The following is a 16,364-nucleotide window of genomic DNA, read 5'->3' on the forward strand; positions in this document are numbered from 1 at the left end:
CCCTGGAGGAGGGGCGAGGGTGTCGGGAAGCGTTGGGTGCGTGGATTGTCAATTCATAGCATCAGGCCTGTCTCTCGCACGGGGTATGAAAAACTCTCTTCCAGTGGAATTGGCGGCTCCGGAATTCAGTCCGGAGATCGTGGTTCAATGGGAGAATTGAAATGAAAAAGTCCTTATTCTGTGGTGTGTGCCTTTCCGCTCTGGTTGCGATGGGCGGCGTGTCGTTTGCTGATGTGCTACTTGGCGTCGGTGCACCATTGACCGGTGGTCAGGCGGCTTATGGCGACCAGATCAAGCGCGGCGTTGAAGCGGCTGTCGCAGAAGCTAATGCCAAGGGCGGCATGAACGGCGAGCAGATCACGATCGTTTATGGCGATGATGCTGCCGATCCACGTCAGGGGATTTCGGTTGCCAACAAGTTCGTTGGTGACGGCGTTCAATTCGTGATCGGCCATTTCAATTCAGGCGTGAGCATTCCAACCTCCGATATTTACGCTGAAAACGGCGTGCTGATGATTGCGCCGGGGACGACCAACCCAACCTTCACTGAACGCGAATTGTGGAACACCTTCCGTACCTGCCGTCGTGACGATCAGCAGGGCATCGTTGCGGGCAAATACATTGCCGATACCTACAAGGACGGCAAAGTCGCGATCCTGCATGACAAGACCCCTTACGGTCAGGGTCTTGCAGATGAAACCAAGAAGTCGCTCAATGCCAATGGCAAGGAAGAGACGCTGTATGAAGGCGTTAATCAGGGCGATAAGGATTTCTCAGCACTGATTTCCAAGATGAAAGCTGCAGGCATTACTGCCGTCTATTGGGGCGGGATGCATCCGGAAGCAGGCCTTATCATTCGTCAGATGGCCGATCAGGGTCTGAAGGCACAGTTCATCTCCGGTGACGGCATTGTTTCCAACGAGCTGGCTTCGATTGCTGGCGATGCGGTTGCAGGTGTTCTGAATACGTTCGGCCCGGACCCGCGCGATGATGCAGCCAATGCTGATCTGATCAAGGCGTTCCGCGACAAGGGTTTTGAGCCGGAAGCCTATACCTTCTACGCTTATGCAGGTGTGCAGTCGCTGGTTGATGCAGCCAATGCTGCCGGAAACAACGATCCGCAGTCGGTTGCTGAAGCCATGAAGGCCAAGGGTCCGTTCAAGACGGTGCTCGGTGACGTCTCTTATGATGCAAAGGGTGATCCAAGCCTTTCACCTTATGTCATGTTCGAATGGCGCAAGGGCGACGATGGAAAATATAACTACTTCCAGAAGAAATAAGACTGAAAGAGGCAGACTCACTTATCAAAGTGAGTTCTGAACAATGTTCAATTGGCTGAATGTACTATTTAGCCAATAATACTGTGCAGATTGCCTCATATATTAGCAAAATTTGCTTCAAATTTTGGCAGGATGCCCGACTTTTGGTCGGGCATTTTGTTTTTGTATCGCTGTTGCACAGTTTGTTTGCGCTTGCTTAGATTGCAGGCTAATCAAAGCCATACCGATCATTGCAGTGTGGGAGTTCTGCCTTGTCCATCCGTAAAATTCTGGTCGCCAACCGTTCCGAAATCGCTATCCGCGTGTTCCGTGCAGCCAATGAGCTTGGCATAAAAACGGTGGCCATATGGGCAGAGGAAGATAAACTCTCACTGCATCGCTTTAAAGCAGATGAAAGCTATCAGGTCGGTCGTGGACCGCATCTCGCGCGTGATCTCGGACCGATTGAAAGCTATCTGTCGATTGATGAAGTCATCCGCGTTGCCAAGCTTTCGGGGGCCGATGCGATCCATCCGGGCTATGGCCTTTTGTCGGAAAGCCCTGAATTTGCCGATGCTTGTGCTGAGAACGGCATCATTTTCATCGGCCCTAAGCCAGAAACCATGCGCCGCCTCGGTAACAAGGTTGCCGCGCGTAATCTCGCAATTGAGATTGGCGTTCCGGTTGTGCCTGCAACCGATCCGCTGCCGGACGATATCGCCGAAGTAAAGAAGCTCGCAGCCAAGATCGGCTATCCGTTGATGCTGAAAGCATCATGGGGTGGCGGTGGTCGCGGTATGCGCGCCATTCGTGCCGAGGCTGATCTTGATCGCGAAGTGATGGAAGCCAAGCGCGAGGCCAAGGCGGCTTTCGGCAAGGATGAAGTCTATCTCGAAAAGCTCGTTGAGCGTGCGCGTCACGTTGAAGTGCAGATTCTGGGCGATACGCATGGCAATGCGGTTCATCTTTATGAGCGCGATTGCTCGATCCAGCGCCGTAACCAGAAGGTTGTGGAGCGTGCGCCAGCACCTTACCTGAATGATGCGCAACGTCAGGAACTGGCAGGCTATGGCCTGAAGATCGCCCATGCCACCGATTATATTGGTGCGGGTACGGTCGAGTTCCTTATGGATGCCGATACCGGTGCGTTTTACTTCATCGAAGTTAATCCGCGCATTCAGGTGGAGCATACTGTCACGGAAGAAGTGACGGGTATCGATATCGTCAAGGCGCAGATTCATATTCTGGAAGGCTATGCCATTGGTACGCCGGAATCGGGCGTACCGGAACAGAAGGATATTCGCCTCAACGGTCATGCGCTGCAGTGCCGTATCACCACCGAAGACCCTGAGCAGAATTTCGTTCCGGATTATGGACGCATTCAGGCCTATCGCTCGGCATCGGGCTTTGGCATTCGTCTTGATGGCGGAACGGCCTATTCGGGCGCGGTCATCACGCGCTATTATGATCCACTGCTGGTGAAGGTCACGGCGTCGGGTTCGACACCGATTGAAGCTATTCGCCGTATGGACCGTGCGTTGCGCGAATTCCGTATTCGCGGTGTCGCGACGAACTTGACCTTCGTTGAAGCGATCATCAATCATCCGCGTTTCCAGTCGAATGATTACACGACGCGCTTCATCGATACGACGCCTGAGCTTTTCACGCATATGAAGCGTCAGGACCGCGCGACCAAGCTTCTGACCTATGTGGCTGATGTCACTGTCAATGGTCATCCGGAAACCAAGGGCCGTGCAGAACCATCGCAGGATGCAGCGAAGCCGATAGTGCCGTGGTTTGGTGATCGTCCGGTGGTCGATGGCACCAAGCAGCTGCTCGACAAGCTTGGACCGCAGAAGTTTGCCGAATGGATGCGCAATGAAAAGCGTGTTCTCTTGACCGACACGACCATGCGTGATGGGCATCAGTCATTGCTGGCAACGCGTGTGCGCACCTATGATATTGCGCGTGTGGCCAATGCCTATGCGCAGGCGCTGCCAAACCTCTTCTCGCTTGAGTGCTGGGGCGGTGCGACTTTTGACGTGTCGATGCGCTTTTTGACGGAAGATCCATGGGAACGTCTGGCAATGGTGCGCGAAGGCGCGCCAAACATCCTGCTGCAAATGCTGCTGCGCGGTGCGAACGGCGTTGGCTACAAGTCCTACCCGGACAATGTGGTGAAGTATTTCGTGCGTGAAGCAGCGCGTGGCGGCATGGACCTGTTCCGCGTGTTCGACAGCCTCAACTGGGTCGAGAACATGCGCGTATCGATGGATGCGGTGCTGGAAGAGAACAAGCTTTGTGAAGCGGCCATCTGCTACACGGGCGATATTCTCAATCCGGATCGCGCCAAATACGACCTAAAATATTATGTCGAGCTGGCCAAGCAGGTTGAAAAGGCTGGCGCGCATATTATCGCTCTCAAGGATATGGCGGGTCTGTTGAAGCCTGCGGCGGCACGCGTGCTGTTTAAGGCGCTGCGTGAGGAAACCGATCTGCCGATCCATTTCCACACCCATGATACGTCGGGGATTTCGGCGGCGACTGTGCTTGCTGCGGTTGATGCCGGTGTCGATGCGGTTGATGCGGCAATGGATGCCTTCTCCGGCAATACATCGCAGCCATGCCTTGGTTCGATTGTCGAAGCTCTGCATGGTTCGGAACGTGATCCGGGGCTTGATACGGAAACGATCCGCCGCATTTCCTTCTATTGGGAAGCGGTGCGCAATCAATATGCGGCCTTTGAAAGCGATCTCAAGGGACCGGCTTCGGAAGTGTACCTGCATGAAATGCCGGGCGGTCAGTTCACCAACCTGAAAGAACAGGCGCGTTCGCTGGGTCTTGAAACCCGCTGGCATGAAGTGGCGCAGGCTTATGCCGATGTGAACCGCATGTTTGGCGATATCGTCAAGGTCACGCCGTCCTCCAAGGTGGTGGGCGACATGGCGCTTATGATGGTCTCTCAGGACCTGACTGTTGCCGATGTCGAAAACCCGGACAAGGATATTGCCTTCCCGGATTCGGTTGTGTCGATGATGCGTGGCGATCTCGGTCAGCCGCCATCGGGCTGGCCTGCATCGTTGCAGAAGAAGGTGCTGAAAGACGAAAAGCCTTTCACGGTACGTCCCGGTTCGCTGCTTCCAGCCGCTGATCTTGATGCCGAGCGCAAGTCGATTGAGGAAACGCTTGGTCGCGAGATCACGGATCAGGAATTTGCTTCTTATCTGATGTATCCAAAGGTCTTCACCGACTATGCGGCGGCGCAGGAAAACTACGGTCCAACCAGTGTCCTGCCAACGCCGGTTTATTTCTACGGCTTGAAGCCGGAAGAAGAAGTTTTCGTTGATCTTGAACGCGGCAAGACGCTTGTGATCGTCAATCAGGCGATGTCTGAGACTGATGAGAAGGGCATGGTCACTGTGTTCTTCGAGCTCAATGGTCAGCCGCGCCGCGTCAAGGTGCCAAACCGCGCCAAGGGTGCGTCGGGTGGTGTTAAGCGCAAAGCGGAACTGGGCAATGACAAGCATGTCGGCGCGCCGATGCCGGGTGTTGTGTCCACGGTTGCTGTCGCACAAGGCCAGAACGTGAAGGCAGGTGATGTGCTGCTTTCTATTGAAGCCATGAAGATGGAAACGGCTCTGCGTGCTGAACGCGATGGCTCGATTGCCGAAGTGCTTGTGCGCCCCGGAGAACAGATCGACGCGAAGGATTTGCTTATCGTTTACGCCGACTGATCCAGCTTTCACATCGTAGAATGATTGACGCCGTGCCCTGTAAAGGGTGCGGCGTTTTCTTTTGCTTGCATGACCGTAAAAATCTGCTATGCACGTTTTTACCGATTCATGCATGTTTATGCATGGTGGCAGGAACAAGCGATGACAGAGCTATTACTGGACGAAAGACAGGCGCGTATTCAGGAGCTGCTTGAGCAGTCCGGGCGCGTATTGGCGAGCGAGCTTGCGGAGTCATTCGGGGTTTCGGAAGACACGATCCGCCGTGACCTCCGCGAGATGGCGGCGGCGGGGCTTTGCAAGCGCGTCTATGGCGGTGCTTTGAAGGCCGCTCCTTCTTACGCGCCGCTCGCAGAACGTGATACGGAAAGACCGGAGGCCAAGACAACCCTTGCCGCTGCGCTGGCTGCTCTGATTGAGCCGAACATGACGGTGTTTCTGGATTCATCCTCAACCAATCTGGCGCTTGCGCGACTTTTGGCTGATCGGGGTGATGTGATCACCGTTGTTACCAACACGCCCTCCATTGCTGCTATTGTTCTGCAGTCAGACAAGATCGACGTCGTGATGATCGGCGGCCCTATTGATCGTCGCGTGAGTGCGGCGGTTGGTGCACGCGCTTTGCGCGATGCGGAACTGGTGCGGCCTGATCTTTGTATGCTCGGTGTCTGCGGCTTTTCAGCGGAAACGGGCATCACAGCGCTTCATCTGGAAGATGCGGAATTCAAGCGGGTTATTGCCGGGCGCAGCCGCAAGGTGGTTCTGGCAATCACCAGTGACAAGCTCGGCACAGTTGCTGCGCACGATGTCATACCCATTGAGGCGGTCAATGTTATGGCTGTCGAACAGGATGCAAATGAAGATGTGCTTGCGCCCTACCGAGCGTCGGGCATCACGATTATACACGCCGTAGAAGGGCGTGACTGAGGACATGATGGAACAGACGGCCGGACGAAACGATGCGCTGAATGACCGTGCGCCAATTGTAACCAGAGAGCGTATCGCTGTGGCGCTGCTCTTTCTGATGAATGGTTATATCTTTGGCGGCTGGGCACCGAAAATTCCCGAATTTGCAGGGCGTCTCGGGCTTGATACCAGTGGCATGGGATTGATGATCCTCGTCTTCGGTGTCGGCTCTCTGTCGATGATGCCGGTGGCCGGTGCATTGTCCGCACATCGCGGTTCGGGCGCCGTCGTCAAGCTGTTTGCAATCGGACTTATCCCCGCTTTGCTGATTATTGCGCTTGTGCCGAATATCGTCACAGCTGTGATTGTCATGTTCTATTTTGGCGGCATGATAGGTGCGATGGATGTCGCAATGAACGCCAATGCGGTCGCCGTTGAGAAGAACATGCGCCGGGCCATAATGTCGTCCTGTCATGCATTCTGGAGCCTTGGCGGATTGATCGGGGCAGCAACTGGTGGCTTTCTCATCGCGCATGTCGGCTCGACTATTCATGCGCTGATTGCGACCGTTGTGGCAGCAGGATTGCTGATTTTTGCATGGCCTTCGATTGTTGCGGACAAGTTTCACCATCCAAGCGGCGAGAAGCAGAAGCTGGTGCTGCCGCGCAATGCGCTGCCATGGCTGGTCGGCATTATCGCATTGTTCTCGATGATCCCGGAGGGCGCGATACTTGATTGGGGTGCATATTATCTGCGCGATGAAATGGGTGCGTCAGTTACGGTCGCTGGTTTTGGCTTCGCAGCTTTCTCCATGACCATGGCGATCATGCGCTTTGCAGGCGATATTGTCCGCGACCGTTTCGGCGCGATCAACACGCTGCGCTTCTGCACGTCGATTGCCATTATCGGCATGGTGATTGTCGGCCTGTCGAGCCACCCTTACGCGGTGATCTTTGGCTTTGCCATTTGCGGTATCGGCATTTCCAACATGGTGCCGATAGCCTTCTCGATTGGCGGCAATCTGCCGGGCATCAATCCAAGTGTTGGCCTGTCGATTGCCACCACCATGGGCTATTCCGGTATGCTGGTTGCGCCTTCGCTGATCGGCTTTGTCGCCAAGCATAGCGGCTTCAGCGTCGTGTTCCTGTCATTGCCTGTGCTATTGTTAGTGGTGCTCGCTTTCTCAGGACTGGCAAAATATGCGGATAGTTCGCATTAAAGCATTTTCAGCAAAAGTGCGTAGCGGTTTTGCGTAGGATAATGCGTGGAAAAAATACATCGAGCGATTATTGCTCGATGTTTATTCAGCGGTCCAGCCGCCCTCGACCGGCAGGGCGGCACCGTTGATCTGCGCTGCTGCATCTGTTGCAAGAAAGGCCGCAAGCGCACCAATCTGAGCAGTGGTCACGAATTCCTTCGTCGGCTGTTTATCGAGCATGACTTCGCGGATTACCGTTTCGCGATCCATGTTATGAGCTTTCATCTGATCGGGTATCTGCGCTTCGACAAGCGGGGTCAGCACATAGCCCGGGCAAATGGAATTGGCTGTGATCCTGGCAAGGGCAAGTTCAAGTGCCAGCGTTTTTGTGAAACCGACAATGCCGTGCTTGGCTGCCACATAGGCTGACTTGAATGGCGAAGCGACAAGTCCATGGGCCGAAGCGATGTTGATGATCCGGCCCCAGCCAGCTTTTTTCATATGTGGTATTGCAGCCGCTGACGTGTGGAATGCTGAGGTCAGGTTGATCGCGATGATCCGGTCCCATTGCTCGGTCGGAAGCTCTTCGACCGGTGCCACATGCTGGATACCGGCATTGTTGACGAGGATATCGGCACTGCCCAAGGCTTCCACGCTCTTTTCAATCAGCGTGCGGCAGTCGTCAGCTTTGGACATATCGGCGCTGACGTAGATCACGCTTACGCCATGTTCTGCGGCGATTGTTTTTGCCAAATCGTGGTCTTCGCTGCGGTCCGTGAAGGAGTTGATCACAACATTGTGCCCAGAACCCGCAAGCGCGTGGGCAATGCCAAGTCCGATGCCTGAATTGGAACCGGTGATAATTGCGGTTTTGCGGGCATTCGCATTTGGCATTTTTTATCTCCTCCTCTGGAATCATCCCATAATGAGGAGGCGACAAGGCGTCGGCAAGTGATTATATAACAACAAAGCGAGGCGGTCAGGCGTTGACAATTGCGCCTTGCTACGCCACCTGAAAGCAGGCCCGTACCAAGAGCAGTTCCCGATGCGTGAAATATGGTTTCCATCGGCAATTGCGGCAGGACAAAAGAACAGAGCACAATGTCTTCCGAGACCGTCAGCTATTTTTCGCATCCATTTCCCCGTCGCCAATCCGTTGGCGTGAGCGTTGGCGGAGTTATCGTTGGCGGCAGTGAACCTGTTGTTGTCCAGTCGATGACCAATACCGATACGGCTGATATCGATGGCACTGTAGCGCAGGTTGCAGCTTTGCATCGCGCGGGTTCCGAGATTGTGCGCATCACGGTGGATCGTGATGAATCCGCTGCTGCCGTTCCAAAAATTCGTGAGCGTCTTGAACGCCTGGGCATGAATGTGCCGCTGGTCGGAGACTTCCATTATATCGGCCACAAGCTGCTCGCCGATCATCCGGCCTGTGCGGAAGCGCTCGCAAAATATCGCATCAATCCGGGCAATGTCGGCTTCAAGGACAAGAAAGACAAGCAGTTCGCCGATATCGTTGAAATGGCGATCCGTTATGACAAGCCTGTCCGTATCGGCGTTAACTGGGGATCGCTCGATCAGGAATTGCTGACCACGCTGATGGATCGCAATCAGGCTGAGGGTGCGCCTTTGAGCGCGCAGGAAGTCATGCGTGAAGCCATTGTTCAGTCGGCGCTGATTTCGGCAAACCTTGCAGAAGAAATCGGCCTTAGCCGCGACAAGATCATTCTGTCGGCCAAGGTCAGTCAGGTGCAGGATCTGATCGCTGTTTACACGATGCTTGCACAGCGCTCCGATCACGCGCTGCATCTGGGCCTCACCGAAGCGGGCATGGGCACCAAGGGCGTTGTCGCTTCGTCGGCTGCCATGGGTATCCTGCTTCAGCAGGGCATTGGCGATACGATCCGTATCTCGCTAACGCCGGAGCCGGGCGGCGACCGCACGCGTGAAGTGCAGGTGGCACAGGAACTGCTGCAGACCATGGGTTTCCGTCAGTTCATTCCGATTGTTGCCGCGTGTCCGGGTTGCGGACGCACGACCTCAACTGTGTTTCAGGAACTGGCGCAGAATATTCAGGACGATATTCGTCGCAGTATGCCTGTCTGGCGCGAGAAATATCCGGGTGTGGAATCGCTTTCGGTCGCAGTCATGGGCTGCATCGTCAACGGTCCGGGCGAATCGAAACATGCTGATATTGGCATCTCGCTTCCCGGCACGGGCGAAACGCCGTCCGCACCGGTCTTTGTCGATGGCAAGAAGGTTACGACGCTGCGCGGACCTGAGATTGCCGCCGATTTCCAGAAGATGGTTGCCGAATATATCGAAAACCGTTTTGGGCTTGATCGGAAGATCGCTGCTGGTCAGAACTGATTTCAGTTTGATACTGGGCGCGTTGCGACCTCCGGCATTGATTTACGGGTCGCAGCCCAGAATATGAGTGTGAAGAGGCTGATGCCAGCACCCAGCAGGCAGACACCGTTCCAGCCCGCATAAGCATAGATCCATGTTGAAAGAGCCGAGCCGCTTGCGCTGCCGATGGAATAGAAAACCATATAGGCAGCGGTGAGTCTGTTCTGTGCCTCGGGTCGCACGCGATAGATCATTGCCTGATTGGTGACGTGCACAGCCTGAAGTCCGAAATCGATGACCAGCACACCTGCAATCAGCCAGAGCAGTGAATAATCGAGCAGGGCAATTGGTATCCACGATAACAGCATCAGCATGAGCGCGATGCCGGTCATGCGCTGAGCCTGCCCCCGGTCCGCAGCCGCGCCCGCACGAGAAGCGGCAAGCGCACCTGCGGCTCCGGCCAGGCCGAATAGTCCGATTTGCGCATGGCTCAATTCAAAAGGCGGTGCGCTGAGGGGCATGACGAGCGGCGCAAGCAGCGTGGTTATATCCGCAAATATCAGCATGGCAATGATTGCGCGGACACGGAGCACGGGTTCGGAGCGGAACAGCGTTATAAGTGACAGAATAAGTGCGGGGTAGGAGACGCTGGTCGTTTGACGATTCTGTTGTGGCAGGCTGCGCCATAGAAGAAGCGAAATCAGCAATGTGAGTGCTGCGGAACTGAAGTAAACGCTGCGCCATCCGCCAATATCGGTGAGCGCGCCAGCTATGGCGCGTGCCAGCAATATGCCAAGCACGATGCCGCTTGTGACAATCCCCACCACATGACCGCGCCGCATCGGATCGGCAAGGCTTGCCGCATAGGCAACGAGTGCCTGTGTGACGACAGCCAGAAGCCCTGTCGTGGCCATTGCCAGCAACAACATGGTAGCAGTTCCTGCAAAGCCAATGGCTAGAAGCGATAAGACCGACAGCAGGAAATGCGCGAGAATCAGTTTTCGCCGGTCGAAAAGGTCGCCAAGGGGCACCAGAAAAATGAGGCCGATTGCATAGCCGACCTGGCTTGACGCAATGATAAGGCCAGCTCTTGAACGTTTAAGCCCCATATCATCTGACATCACATCAAGAAGCGGATGTGCGAAATAGACATTGGCCACAGCGAGGCCGCTGGCAATGGCAAACAGCAGCAGTGTCGCTCGGGAAAGCGAAGGGCGCACAAGGTCGTTCGCGGCAGACGGTGCTGCCGCGCTGAGATAGGACTGCATGATTGGCTCCTGCAAAATGGTTTTAAAATGAAACCATTTTGCTTTTAGCGTGATTGGTTTTATATTGCAACCAAGTTGAAATGCATGGAGTAAACATGGTTCGCAAGAAGAGCCTGAAAGGTGACTATTGCCCAAGCGCGCGTGCGCTGGATGTGATCGGCGACTGGTGGTCGCTATTGATCGTGCGTGAAGCTTTTGATGGAGTAACGCGGTTCAGCGCCTTCCAGAAGAATCTGGGCATCGCGCGTAACATTCTGGCTGAACGGCTGCGCAAGCTGACGGGCGAGGGCATTATGGAGATGGTGTCCGATCCCAAAGGCGGCGCACATCAGGAATATCGACTGACCGCCAAGGGTCGTGATCTGTTGCCGGTTGTCGTTGCCCTGCGACAATGGGGCGAGAACTATCTGTTTGCGCCTGATGAGCCGCATTCAAAACTGGTTGATACCATCAATGGTGAAGGCGTGGCGAAGCTTGAGGTGCGCGCACTTGATGGCCGTCAGCTCTCGGTCGATGACGTTACCATCATCAAAGTGCGTGAAGACGATCTCTAAGAGTTGGTTTTGACGTGCATCTGGTCCGAAAACCGTTTCACATTTTTCGGGATGCGCTTTAGCTCTGTCGCTCTGCAATGAAGCGAGCGGCCTGTTTGAGAATCACTGCATCGTCGCCAAATGGTTCCAGCAGGCTTTCCGCCTGAGCCACAAGACCGGAGAGCTGCTTGCGCGTCCAGTCGATGCCATGCAACGCCACGAGCGTGGCCTTGCCTGCCGCCGCATCTTTGCCTGTTGCCTTGCCCATGATCGCCGCATCGGCAGTTACATCAAGAAGATCGTCGGCAAGCTGGAAGGCGAGACCGATGGCCGAACCGAATTCCGCCATGCGTTCGCGGTCTTCGCGCGATGCGCCAGAAATGATCGCACCGGCTTCACAGGCAAACCGAATCAGCGCACCGGTCTTCATGGCTTGCAGCGTGATAATGCCTGCTTCATCGGGTTTGTTATCTTCCGCCATCAGATCAAGCGCCTGACCACCAGCCATGCCGCCAATGCCGGAAGCCCGCGCCAAAGCCGAGACCAGTTCGATGCGAATGCTGGCCGGAAGATCGGTTTCGTCTGAGGCCACGATGTCAAAAGCATAGGTCAGCAGGCTGTCGCCCGCGAGAATCGCTGCGGCCTCATCAAAAGCCTTGTGTACGGTCGGTTGACCACGCCGCATATCATCATTGTCCATCGCTGGCAGATCGTCATGGACGAGCGAATAACAATGGATGCACTCAAGCGCGGATGCCACGCGCAGAACCGCATCGCCATGCTGGCCAAAAAGGGCTGCACTTTCTATGACCAGGAAGGGACGCAGTCTTTTGCCGCCATTCAGCACGCCATGACGCATGGCAGCGAGCAGTCGCTCGGGGCGAGCCACTTCGCCGGTGCGCAAACGAAGATCCAGAAGCCCAACCAGCATTGTCTCGACTTCGAGCGCGCGTAGGTTCAGGGATTGAGCAAAATCGACAGACACGTTTTCCATGTCTAAAGGGGATGGACGAAAGCGCTGATTTGGTCAACTGGCCACATCGATCAGCACAGGCTTTTTCATCAAGCGGTCATCAAACAGCGGATTTTGAGCCATAAAGCGCTCAATTTGGTCGCTGAATTCCTGCGGCTGATTATGGAATCAGGTTCATTATTGTTAAGGAATAGTTTATGTCGCTTGAATGGGGCTAAAGCAGTTCAAGCTAACACTCGAGCTGCTTTATCTATTTGTCTTACGCATTTTCGAACGCAAAATCGATTCTCACTTTTGCTGGAAATGCTCTAACAGGCGGTGGACGTGGCAAAAATCATTCTCAAGAGCAAAGATGGTCGCGGTTACTTGGCTGATCCCGTTTGGGGTGGCAGAATTGCCCTCATGCTCAAGATTTTGGTGGTGCTTGCGATTCTGCCGCTTTTTCTGATCCTGGTCTATTCGGTTCCTTTTGTTCGGCCGATTTCGACATTGATGGTGAAGGACTATGTTCTTCTGCGCGATGTAGATCGGCAGTGGGTCAGCATTGAGGATGTTGCACCTGTTCTTGTGAATTCGGTGATGATGGCTGAGGATGGACAGTTCTGCAGCCATGGCGGCGTGGACTGGCACCAGCTCAGCCTCGTGCTTGATGATGCGGGTGAGGGCGGTCCAAGCCGCGGCGCATCGACCATCACCATGCAGACTGTGAAAAACCTGTTCCTGTGGAACGGCCGGTCTTATGTCCGCAAGGGGCTTGAATTTCCTTTGGCGCTGGTCGCCGATGCCGTGCTGTCAAAACAGCGGATTATGGAGATCTATCTCAATATTGCTGAATGGGGACCGGGCATCTATGGAATCGAGGCGGCCGCTCAGCATTACTTCAATCGGCCTGCATCACGTCTGACTGCCCAGCAAGCCGCTTTGCTTGCCGTAACGCTTCCCAATCCCGCTTTGCGCAATCCGGCAAAGCCAACGCGCAACATGCAGCGTATCTCGCGCATCGTTGCCGGGCGCGCTTCCAGGGCCGGGCCCTATGTGACATGCGTTCGATAAACGGCTGGACAGGAAAAAAGATAAGACTCTGACTGGTCAAATGCAGTGAGAGCGTGTATAGGCACGTGACTTTCCGGAATTATGTCCGATGTGACAGGCTCCTCGGGGCCGTGCCGGACGTTTGTTTATCGATCAGTGGAGCTGGATCCATGGCAGTACCAAAACGCAAAACGTCTCCGTCGAAGCGCGGCATGCGCCGTTCGGCAGACGCTCTCAAGGCCCCGACTTACGTCGAGGACAAGAACTCGGGCGAACTTCGTCGTCCGCATCATATCGATCTTAAGAGCGGTATGTATCGCGGCCGTCAGGTCCTCGAAGCTAAGGAATAGTCTTAGGCTGCATCGCAGCTGAAAGATGAATTTCAAAAACGCCGTTTCCGGTCTCCGGAAGCGGCGTTTTCTTTGTTCTAATGCAATAGCAACTATGCATTCTATGTTTATTCAAGGTTTTATCAAAAGGTAAAAAATCACAATTTTGCCTTATAAATTAAGAAACATCACCCTTGTTAGTTATTCAACTTTCTATGGGTTGTAAAAATGGATGATGTTATCAAAATTATTATCGGTAACGGCGGTTTATCTGTAAATTCCGGTGTTTCATTTTTTAATGTTGTAAATTGTACATTATATAATGAAGGGTATATTCAAGTTATATCGGATACACCTTCTTTTGTTGGCAGCGTGGAACATGCCTTGCCGGGTGCAATAGCGCATTTTGCGAATAAAAATCTGAAATGATAATCCGGGTATCTTCAATACAATTCTATGAAACGCCGCGTATATTGATGGCATACGCGGCGTTTTGATCTTCTTATCCGATGTCGGCTGTAAAGCCCGCGCCTTCGATGCCGGCTACGGCGGCAGCTTCATCATTGTCAGATGTATCACCGGAGATGCCGACAGCGCCGATAATTTCGTTTGTGCTGTCTTTAATCAGCACGCCGCCGGGCACGGGCACGATTCTCCCGCCTGAGACGCCTGACAGCCCCTCAAGAAAATGCGGACGGTCTTTGGCCTGATTGTGGAGCCAGCGTGAGCCAGTGCCGACGGCCAGTGCGCCGAAAGCTTTTCCGGATGCGATTTCAAAGCGGAGAATCGAAGTTCCGTCCTGTCGCTGAAAGGCTTTCAGATGGCCGCCTGCGTCGAAAACAGAAACGACGATCGGCTTCAACTGCAACTCGGCTGCCTTGGCAAAGGCACCGGTAATGATCGCATTGGCATTATCTAATGTCAGGCTTGGCATAGAAATCTCCTTTGATTGCATGAAGCTAATCTAACGACTGTTGAAGGACACGTATGGTGAAAACTATATGTGTGGAGAAGAAACTGATTATCGTTTTGAGCGAAGGTACCGAACCCGCGGACACGCCAGAGCTTGCCAAGGTGTCTGTTTTGGTCTTTCTCTGTCGGTGATTTTTCAAGGAGGAAAGAATGACTGCATCGCAAAGCCAGAAAGCCATAATTATTGCCAGCGCAGCCCGAACAGCGGTGGGCGCGTTCAATGGCGCTTTCGCAAATGTGGCTGCGCATGAACTGGGCGCTACTGCAATCAAGGCAGCTCTTGAGCGCGCAGGCGTGGATGCTGCTGATGTGGATGAAGTCATTCTCGGTCAGGTGCTGACGGCAGGCGAGGGGCAGAACCCGGCACGACAGGCTGCGATGGCCGCAGGATGCCCCAAGGAAACGACTGCATTCTCGATCAACCAGCTTTGTGGGTCAGGCCTGCGTGCCGTCGCACTCGGTATGCAGCAGATTCTGTCGGGCGATGCGAAGATCATTGTGGCAGGCGGTCAGGAATCGATGTCCATGGCACCCCATTGCGCGCATTTGCGTTCCGGCGTGAAGATGGGCGACTTCAAGATGATCGATACGATGATCAAGGATGGCCTGACGGATGCCTTCAATGGTTACCATATGGGGATCACCGCAGAAAACATCGCCAAGCAGTGGCAGCTCAGCCGCGATGATCAGGATCAATTCGCATTGGCATCGCAAAACAAGGCCGAAGCTGCACAGACCGCAGGTCGTTTCGAGGATGAGATTGTTCCGTTTGCCGTAAATAGCCGCAAAGGCGAGACGATTGTATCTGCGGATGAATATATCCGCGTTGGTGCAACAATCGAGGCGCTGACAAAGCTCAAGCCTGCCTTTGACAAGGAGGGCACGGTTACGGCTGGCAATGCATCCGGCATTAATGACGGTGCGGCGGCTGTTGTCCTGATGGATGCGGATGAAGCTGAAAAACGTGGAGTCGAGCCGCTTGCGAAGATCGTTTCCTGGGCAACAGCGGGTGTCGATCCATCGATCATGGGGACTGGACCAATTCCTGCTACCCGTAAAGCGCTTGAAAAGGCAGGCTGGACGGTTGCTGATCTGGAACTGGTTGAAGCGAATGAAGCCTTTGCAGCCCAATCCTGTGCTGTCGTTCGCGATCTTGGTATTAATCCAGAGATCGTCAATGTGAATGGCGGTGCAATTGCGATTGGCCATCCGATCGGTGCGTCGGGTGCACGTGTGCTGACCACCCTGCTATATGAAATGAAGCGTCGTGGCGCAAAACGTGGACTTGCAACCCTTTGCATCGGTGGCGGCATGGGTGTCGCCATGTGCGTTGAGCGGTCGTAATACCAAAACGCCATGAGACCGTAACATCCTGAGTATGGCTCATGGTGTTCTGGTTAAGCCCAAGTGGAGATTAACTTTTTCAAGGCGTGGCGCGTCAGCATCTTGAGCTGCCTTGGTATAAGAGGTTCAAAAGTTAACAGCGAGCGTCAGTATCACTGTCATGGAGCGGCGAATTCTTGCCGCTCTAGGGTATTTGAATAAGTTCTGCCACTATATCTGGTGAGAACAAAGCCGGAAAATATTCGGATCAGCGATTCGTCGCCGATTCGTTCCGGCTTTGGCCTGAAGGTTAATGAAAATCGGTTCTCATGTGACGAAAGCTTTAACTAACTGTCAGGAAATATTGATATTTTATAAATAGACCATCTGACGCCTCAGCTCGCAGAATGGCTTCCGAGATAAAAGTTAACGCGGCCGCAGGTTTGTTCTGGTTTCGGGCTGAGTATTAACTGAGGTGATTCATTATA

General features: G+C 54.1%; 14 protein-coding genes. 10 read left to right on the forward strand and 4 right to left on the reverse strand.

Features of this window, described 5'->3' with window-relative positions; translation table 11 throughout:
* The first annotated feature begins 161 nt into the window (after positions 1-161).
* From ABWV94_RS18360 to ABWV94_RS18375, 4 genes are all read left to right on the forward strand, one after another.
* A complete protein-coding gene (locus ABWV94_RS18360) occupies positions 162-1,280 on the forward strand; it encodes a branched-chain amino acid ABC transporter substrate-binding protein (protein WP_112808188.1) in 1,119 nt (372 codons plus the stop codon).
* A gap of 251 nt (positions 1,281-1,531) precedes the next feature.
* The gene (pyc, locus tag ABWV94_RS18365) at positions 1,532-4,993 is read left to right on the forward strand and encodes a pyruvate carboxylase (protein WP_113497840.1); all 3,462 of its coding nucleotides are present in this window, start codon (positions 1,532-1,534) and stop codon (positions 4,991-4,993) included.
* A 141-nt stretch (positions 4,994-5,134) separates the two neighbouring features.
* On the forward strand, positions 5,135-5,917 hold the full coding sequence (locus ABWV94_RS18370) for a DeoR/GlpR family DNA-binding transcription regulator (protein ID WP_113497849.1): 783 nt from the start codon (positions 5,135-5,137) through the stop codon (positions 5,915-5,917).
* Positions 5,918-5,924: 7 nt separating this feature from the next.
* Entirely contained in the window at positions 5,925-7,115 is a 1,191-nt protein-coding gene (locus tag ABWV94_RS18375; RefSeq protein ID WP_112808184.1) for an MFS transporter, read from the forward strand.
* Positions 7,116-7,196: 81 nt separating this feature from the next.
* Here ABWV94_RS18375 and ABWV94_RS18380 read toward each other — a convergent pair whose 3' ends face one another.
* Complete coding sequence (locus ABWV94_RS18380) at positions 7,197-7,988, reverse strand: 3-hydroxybutyrate dehydrogenase (RefSeq protein WP_353414884.1); 792 nt, start codon at positions 7,986-7,988, stop codon at positions 7,197-7,199.
* A 207-nt stretch (positions 7,989-8,195) separates the two neighbouring features.
* On the opposite strand from ABWV94_RS18380, the gene ispG reads away from it, so the two are divergent.
* Entirely contained in the window at positions 8,196-9,467 is a 1,272-nt protein-coding gene (gene ispG / locus ABWV94_RS18385) for a flavodoxin-dependent (E)-4-hydroxy-3-methylbut-2-enyl-diphosphate synthase (protein ID WP_064322460.1), read from the forward strand.
* Between the two features lie 2 nt (positions 9,468-9,469).
* On the opposite strand, the gene ABWV94_RS18390 is transcribed toward ispG, so the two are convergent.
* Complete coding sequence (locus tag ABWV94_RS18390; protein WP_113497838.1) at positions 9,470-10,714, reverse strand: MFS transporter; 1,245 nt, start codon at positions 10,712-10,714, stop codon at positions 9,470-9,472.
* Positions 10,715-10,809: 95 nt separating this feature from the next.
* Here ABWV94_RS18390 and ABWV94_RS18395 point away from each other — a divergent pair, with 95 nt between their 5' ends.
* Entirely contained in the window at positions 10,810-11,268 is a 459-nt protein-coding gene (locus tag ABWV94_RS18395; protein WP_113487059.1) for a winged helix-turn-helix transcriptional regulator, read from the forward strand.
* 58 nt (positions 11,269-11,326) lie between these two features.
* Here ABWV94_RS18395 and ABWV94_RS18400 read toward each other — a convergent pair whose 3' ends face one another.
* The gene (locus tag ABWV94_RS18400) at positions 11,327-12,241 is read right to left on the reverse strand and encodes a polyprenyl synthetase family protein (protein ID WP_113497837.1); all 915 of its coding nucleotides are present in this window, start codon (positions 12,239-12,241) and stop codon (positions 11,327-11,329) included.
* Positions 12,242-12,544: 303 nt separating this feature from the next.
* Between ABWV94_RS18400 and mtgA the strand changes: the two genes are divergently transcribed.
* The 3 genes from mtgA to ABWV94_RS18415 all read left to right on the forward strand — a co-directional run bounded on the left by mtgA (position 12,545) and on the right by ABWV94_RS18415 (position 14,010).
* Positions 12,545-13,273, forward strand: coding sequence for a monofunctional biosynthetic peptidoglycan transglycosylase (mtgA, locus tag ABWV94_RS18405; protein ID WP_181152521.1), 729 nt, complete (start codon positions 12,545-12,547; stop codon positions 13,271-13,273).
* A 149-nt stretch (positions 13,274-13,422) separates the two neighbouring features.
* Positions 13,423-13,602: a 50S ribosomal protein L32 gene (rpmF, locus tag ABWV94_RS18410; protein ID WP_006467787.1), complete on the forward strand. Its 180-nt coding sequence runs from the start codon at positions 13,423-13,425 to the stop codon at positions 13,600-13,602.
* Between the two features lie 207 nt (positions 13,603-13,809).
* Entirely contained in the window at positions 13,810-14,010 is a 201-nt protein-coding gene (locus ABWV94_RS18415; RefSeq protein ID WP_007876757.1) for a hypothetical protein, read from the forward strand.
* A 73-nt stretch (positions 14,011-14,083) separates the two neighbouring features.
* On the opposite strand, the gene ABWV94_RS18420 is transcribed toward ABWV94_RS18415, so the two are convergent.
* Complete coding sequence (locus ABWV94_RS18420; RefSeq protein ID WP_064321077.1) at positions 14,084-14,515, reverse strand: GlcG/HbpS family heme-binding protein; 432 nt, start codon at positions 14,513-14,515, stop codon at positions 14,084-14,086.
* A gap of 188 nt (positions 14,516-14,703) precedes the next feature.
* On the opposite strand from ABWV94_RS18420, the gene ABWV94_RS18425 reads away from it, so the two are divergent.
* A complete protein-coding gene (locus ABWV94_RS18425) occupies positions 14,704-15,897 on the forward strand; it encodes an acetyl-CoA C-acetyltransferase (RefSeq protein WP_113497836.1) in 1,194 nt (397 codons plus the stop codon).
* The last annotated feature ends 467 nt before the right edge of the window (positions 15,898-16,364 follow it).

Source organism: Brucella sp. NBRC 12953 (assembly GCF_040369775.1).
In the GTDB taxonomy this organism is placed as follows: Bacteria; Pseudomonadota; Alphaproteobacteria; order Rhizobiales; family Rhizobiaceae; genus Brucella; species Brucella pseudogrignonensis.

Excerpts from the sequence above, each read along its gene's own strand:
- ABWV94_RS18420 (WP_064321077.1), bottom strand. The coding sequence starts at position 14,515 with ATGCCAAGCCTGACATTAGATAATGCCAATGCGATCATTACCGGTGCC.
- ABWV94_RS18400 (WP_113497837.1), bottom strand. The coding sequence starts at position 12,241 with ATGGAAAACGTGTCTGTCGATTTTGCTCAATCCCTGAACCTACGCGCG.
- ABWV94_RS18380 (WP_353414884.1), bottom strand. The coding sequence starts at position 7,988 with ATGCCAAATGCGAATGCCCGCAAAACCGCAATTATCACCGGTTCCAAT.
- ABWV94_RS18395 (WP_113487059.1), top strand. The coding sequence starts at position 10,810 with ATGGTTCGCAAGAAGAGCCTGAAAGGTGACTATTGCCCAAGCGCGCGT.
- ABWV94_RS18360 (WP_112808188.1), top strand. The coding sequence starts at position 162 with ATGAAAAAGTCCTTATTCTGTGGTGTGTGCCTTTCCGCTCTGGTTGCG.
- ABWV94_RS18425 (WP_113497836.1), top strand. The coding sequence starts at position 14,704 with ATGACTGCATCGCAAAGCCAGAAAGCCATAATTATTGCCAGCGCAGCC.
- ABWV94_RS18370 (WP_113497849.1), top strand. The coding sequence starts at position 5,135 with ATGACAGAGCTATTACTGGACGAAAGACAGGCGCGTATTCAGGAGCTG.
- ABWV94_RS18415 (WP_007876757.1), top strand. The coding sequence starts at position 13,810 with ATGGATGATGTTATCAAAATTATTATCGGTAACGGCGGTTTATCTGTA.
- ABWV94_RS18390 (WP_113497838.1), bottom strand. The coding sequence starts at position 10,714 with ATGCAGTCCTATCTCAGCGCGGCAGCACCGTCTGCCGCGAACGACCTT.
- rpmF (WP_006467787.1), top strand. The coding sequence starts at position 13,423 with ATGGCAGTACCAAAACGCAAAACGTCTCCGTCGAAGCGCGGCATGCGC.
- ABWV94_RS18375 (WP_112808184.1), top strand. The coding sequence starts at position 5,925 with ATGGAACAGACGGCCGGACGAAACGATGCGCTGAATGACCGTGCGCCA.
- ispG (WP_064322460.1), top strand. The coding sequence starts at position 8,196 with ATGTCTTCCGAGACCGTCAGCTATTTTTCGCATCCATTTCCCCGTCGC.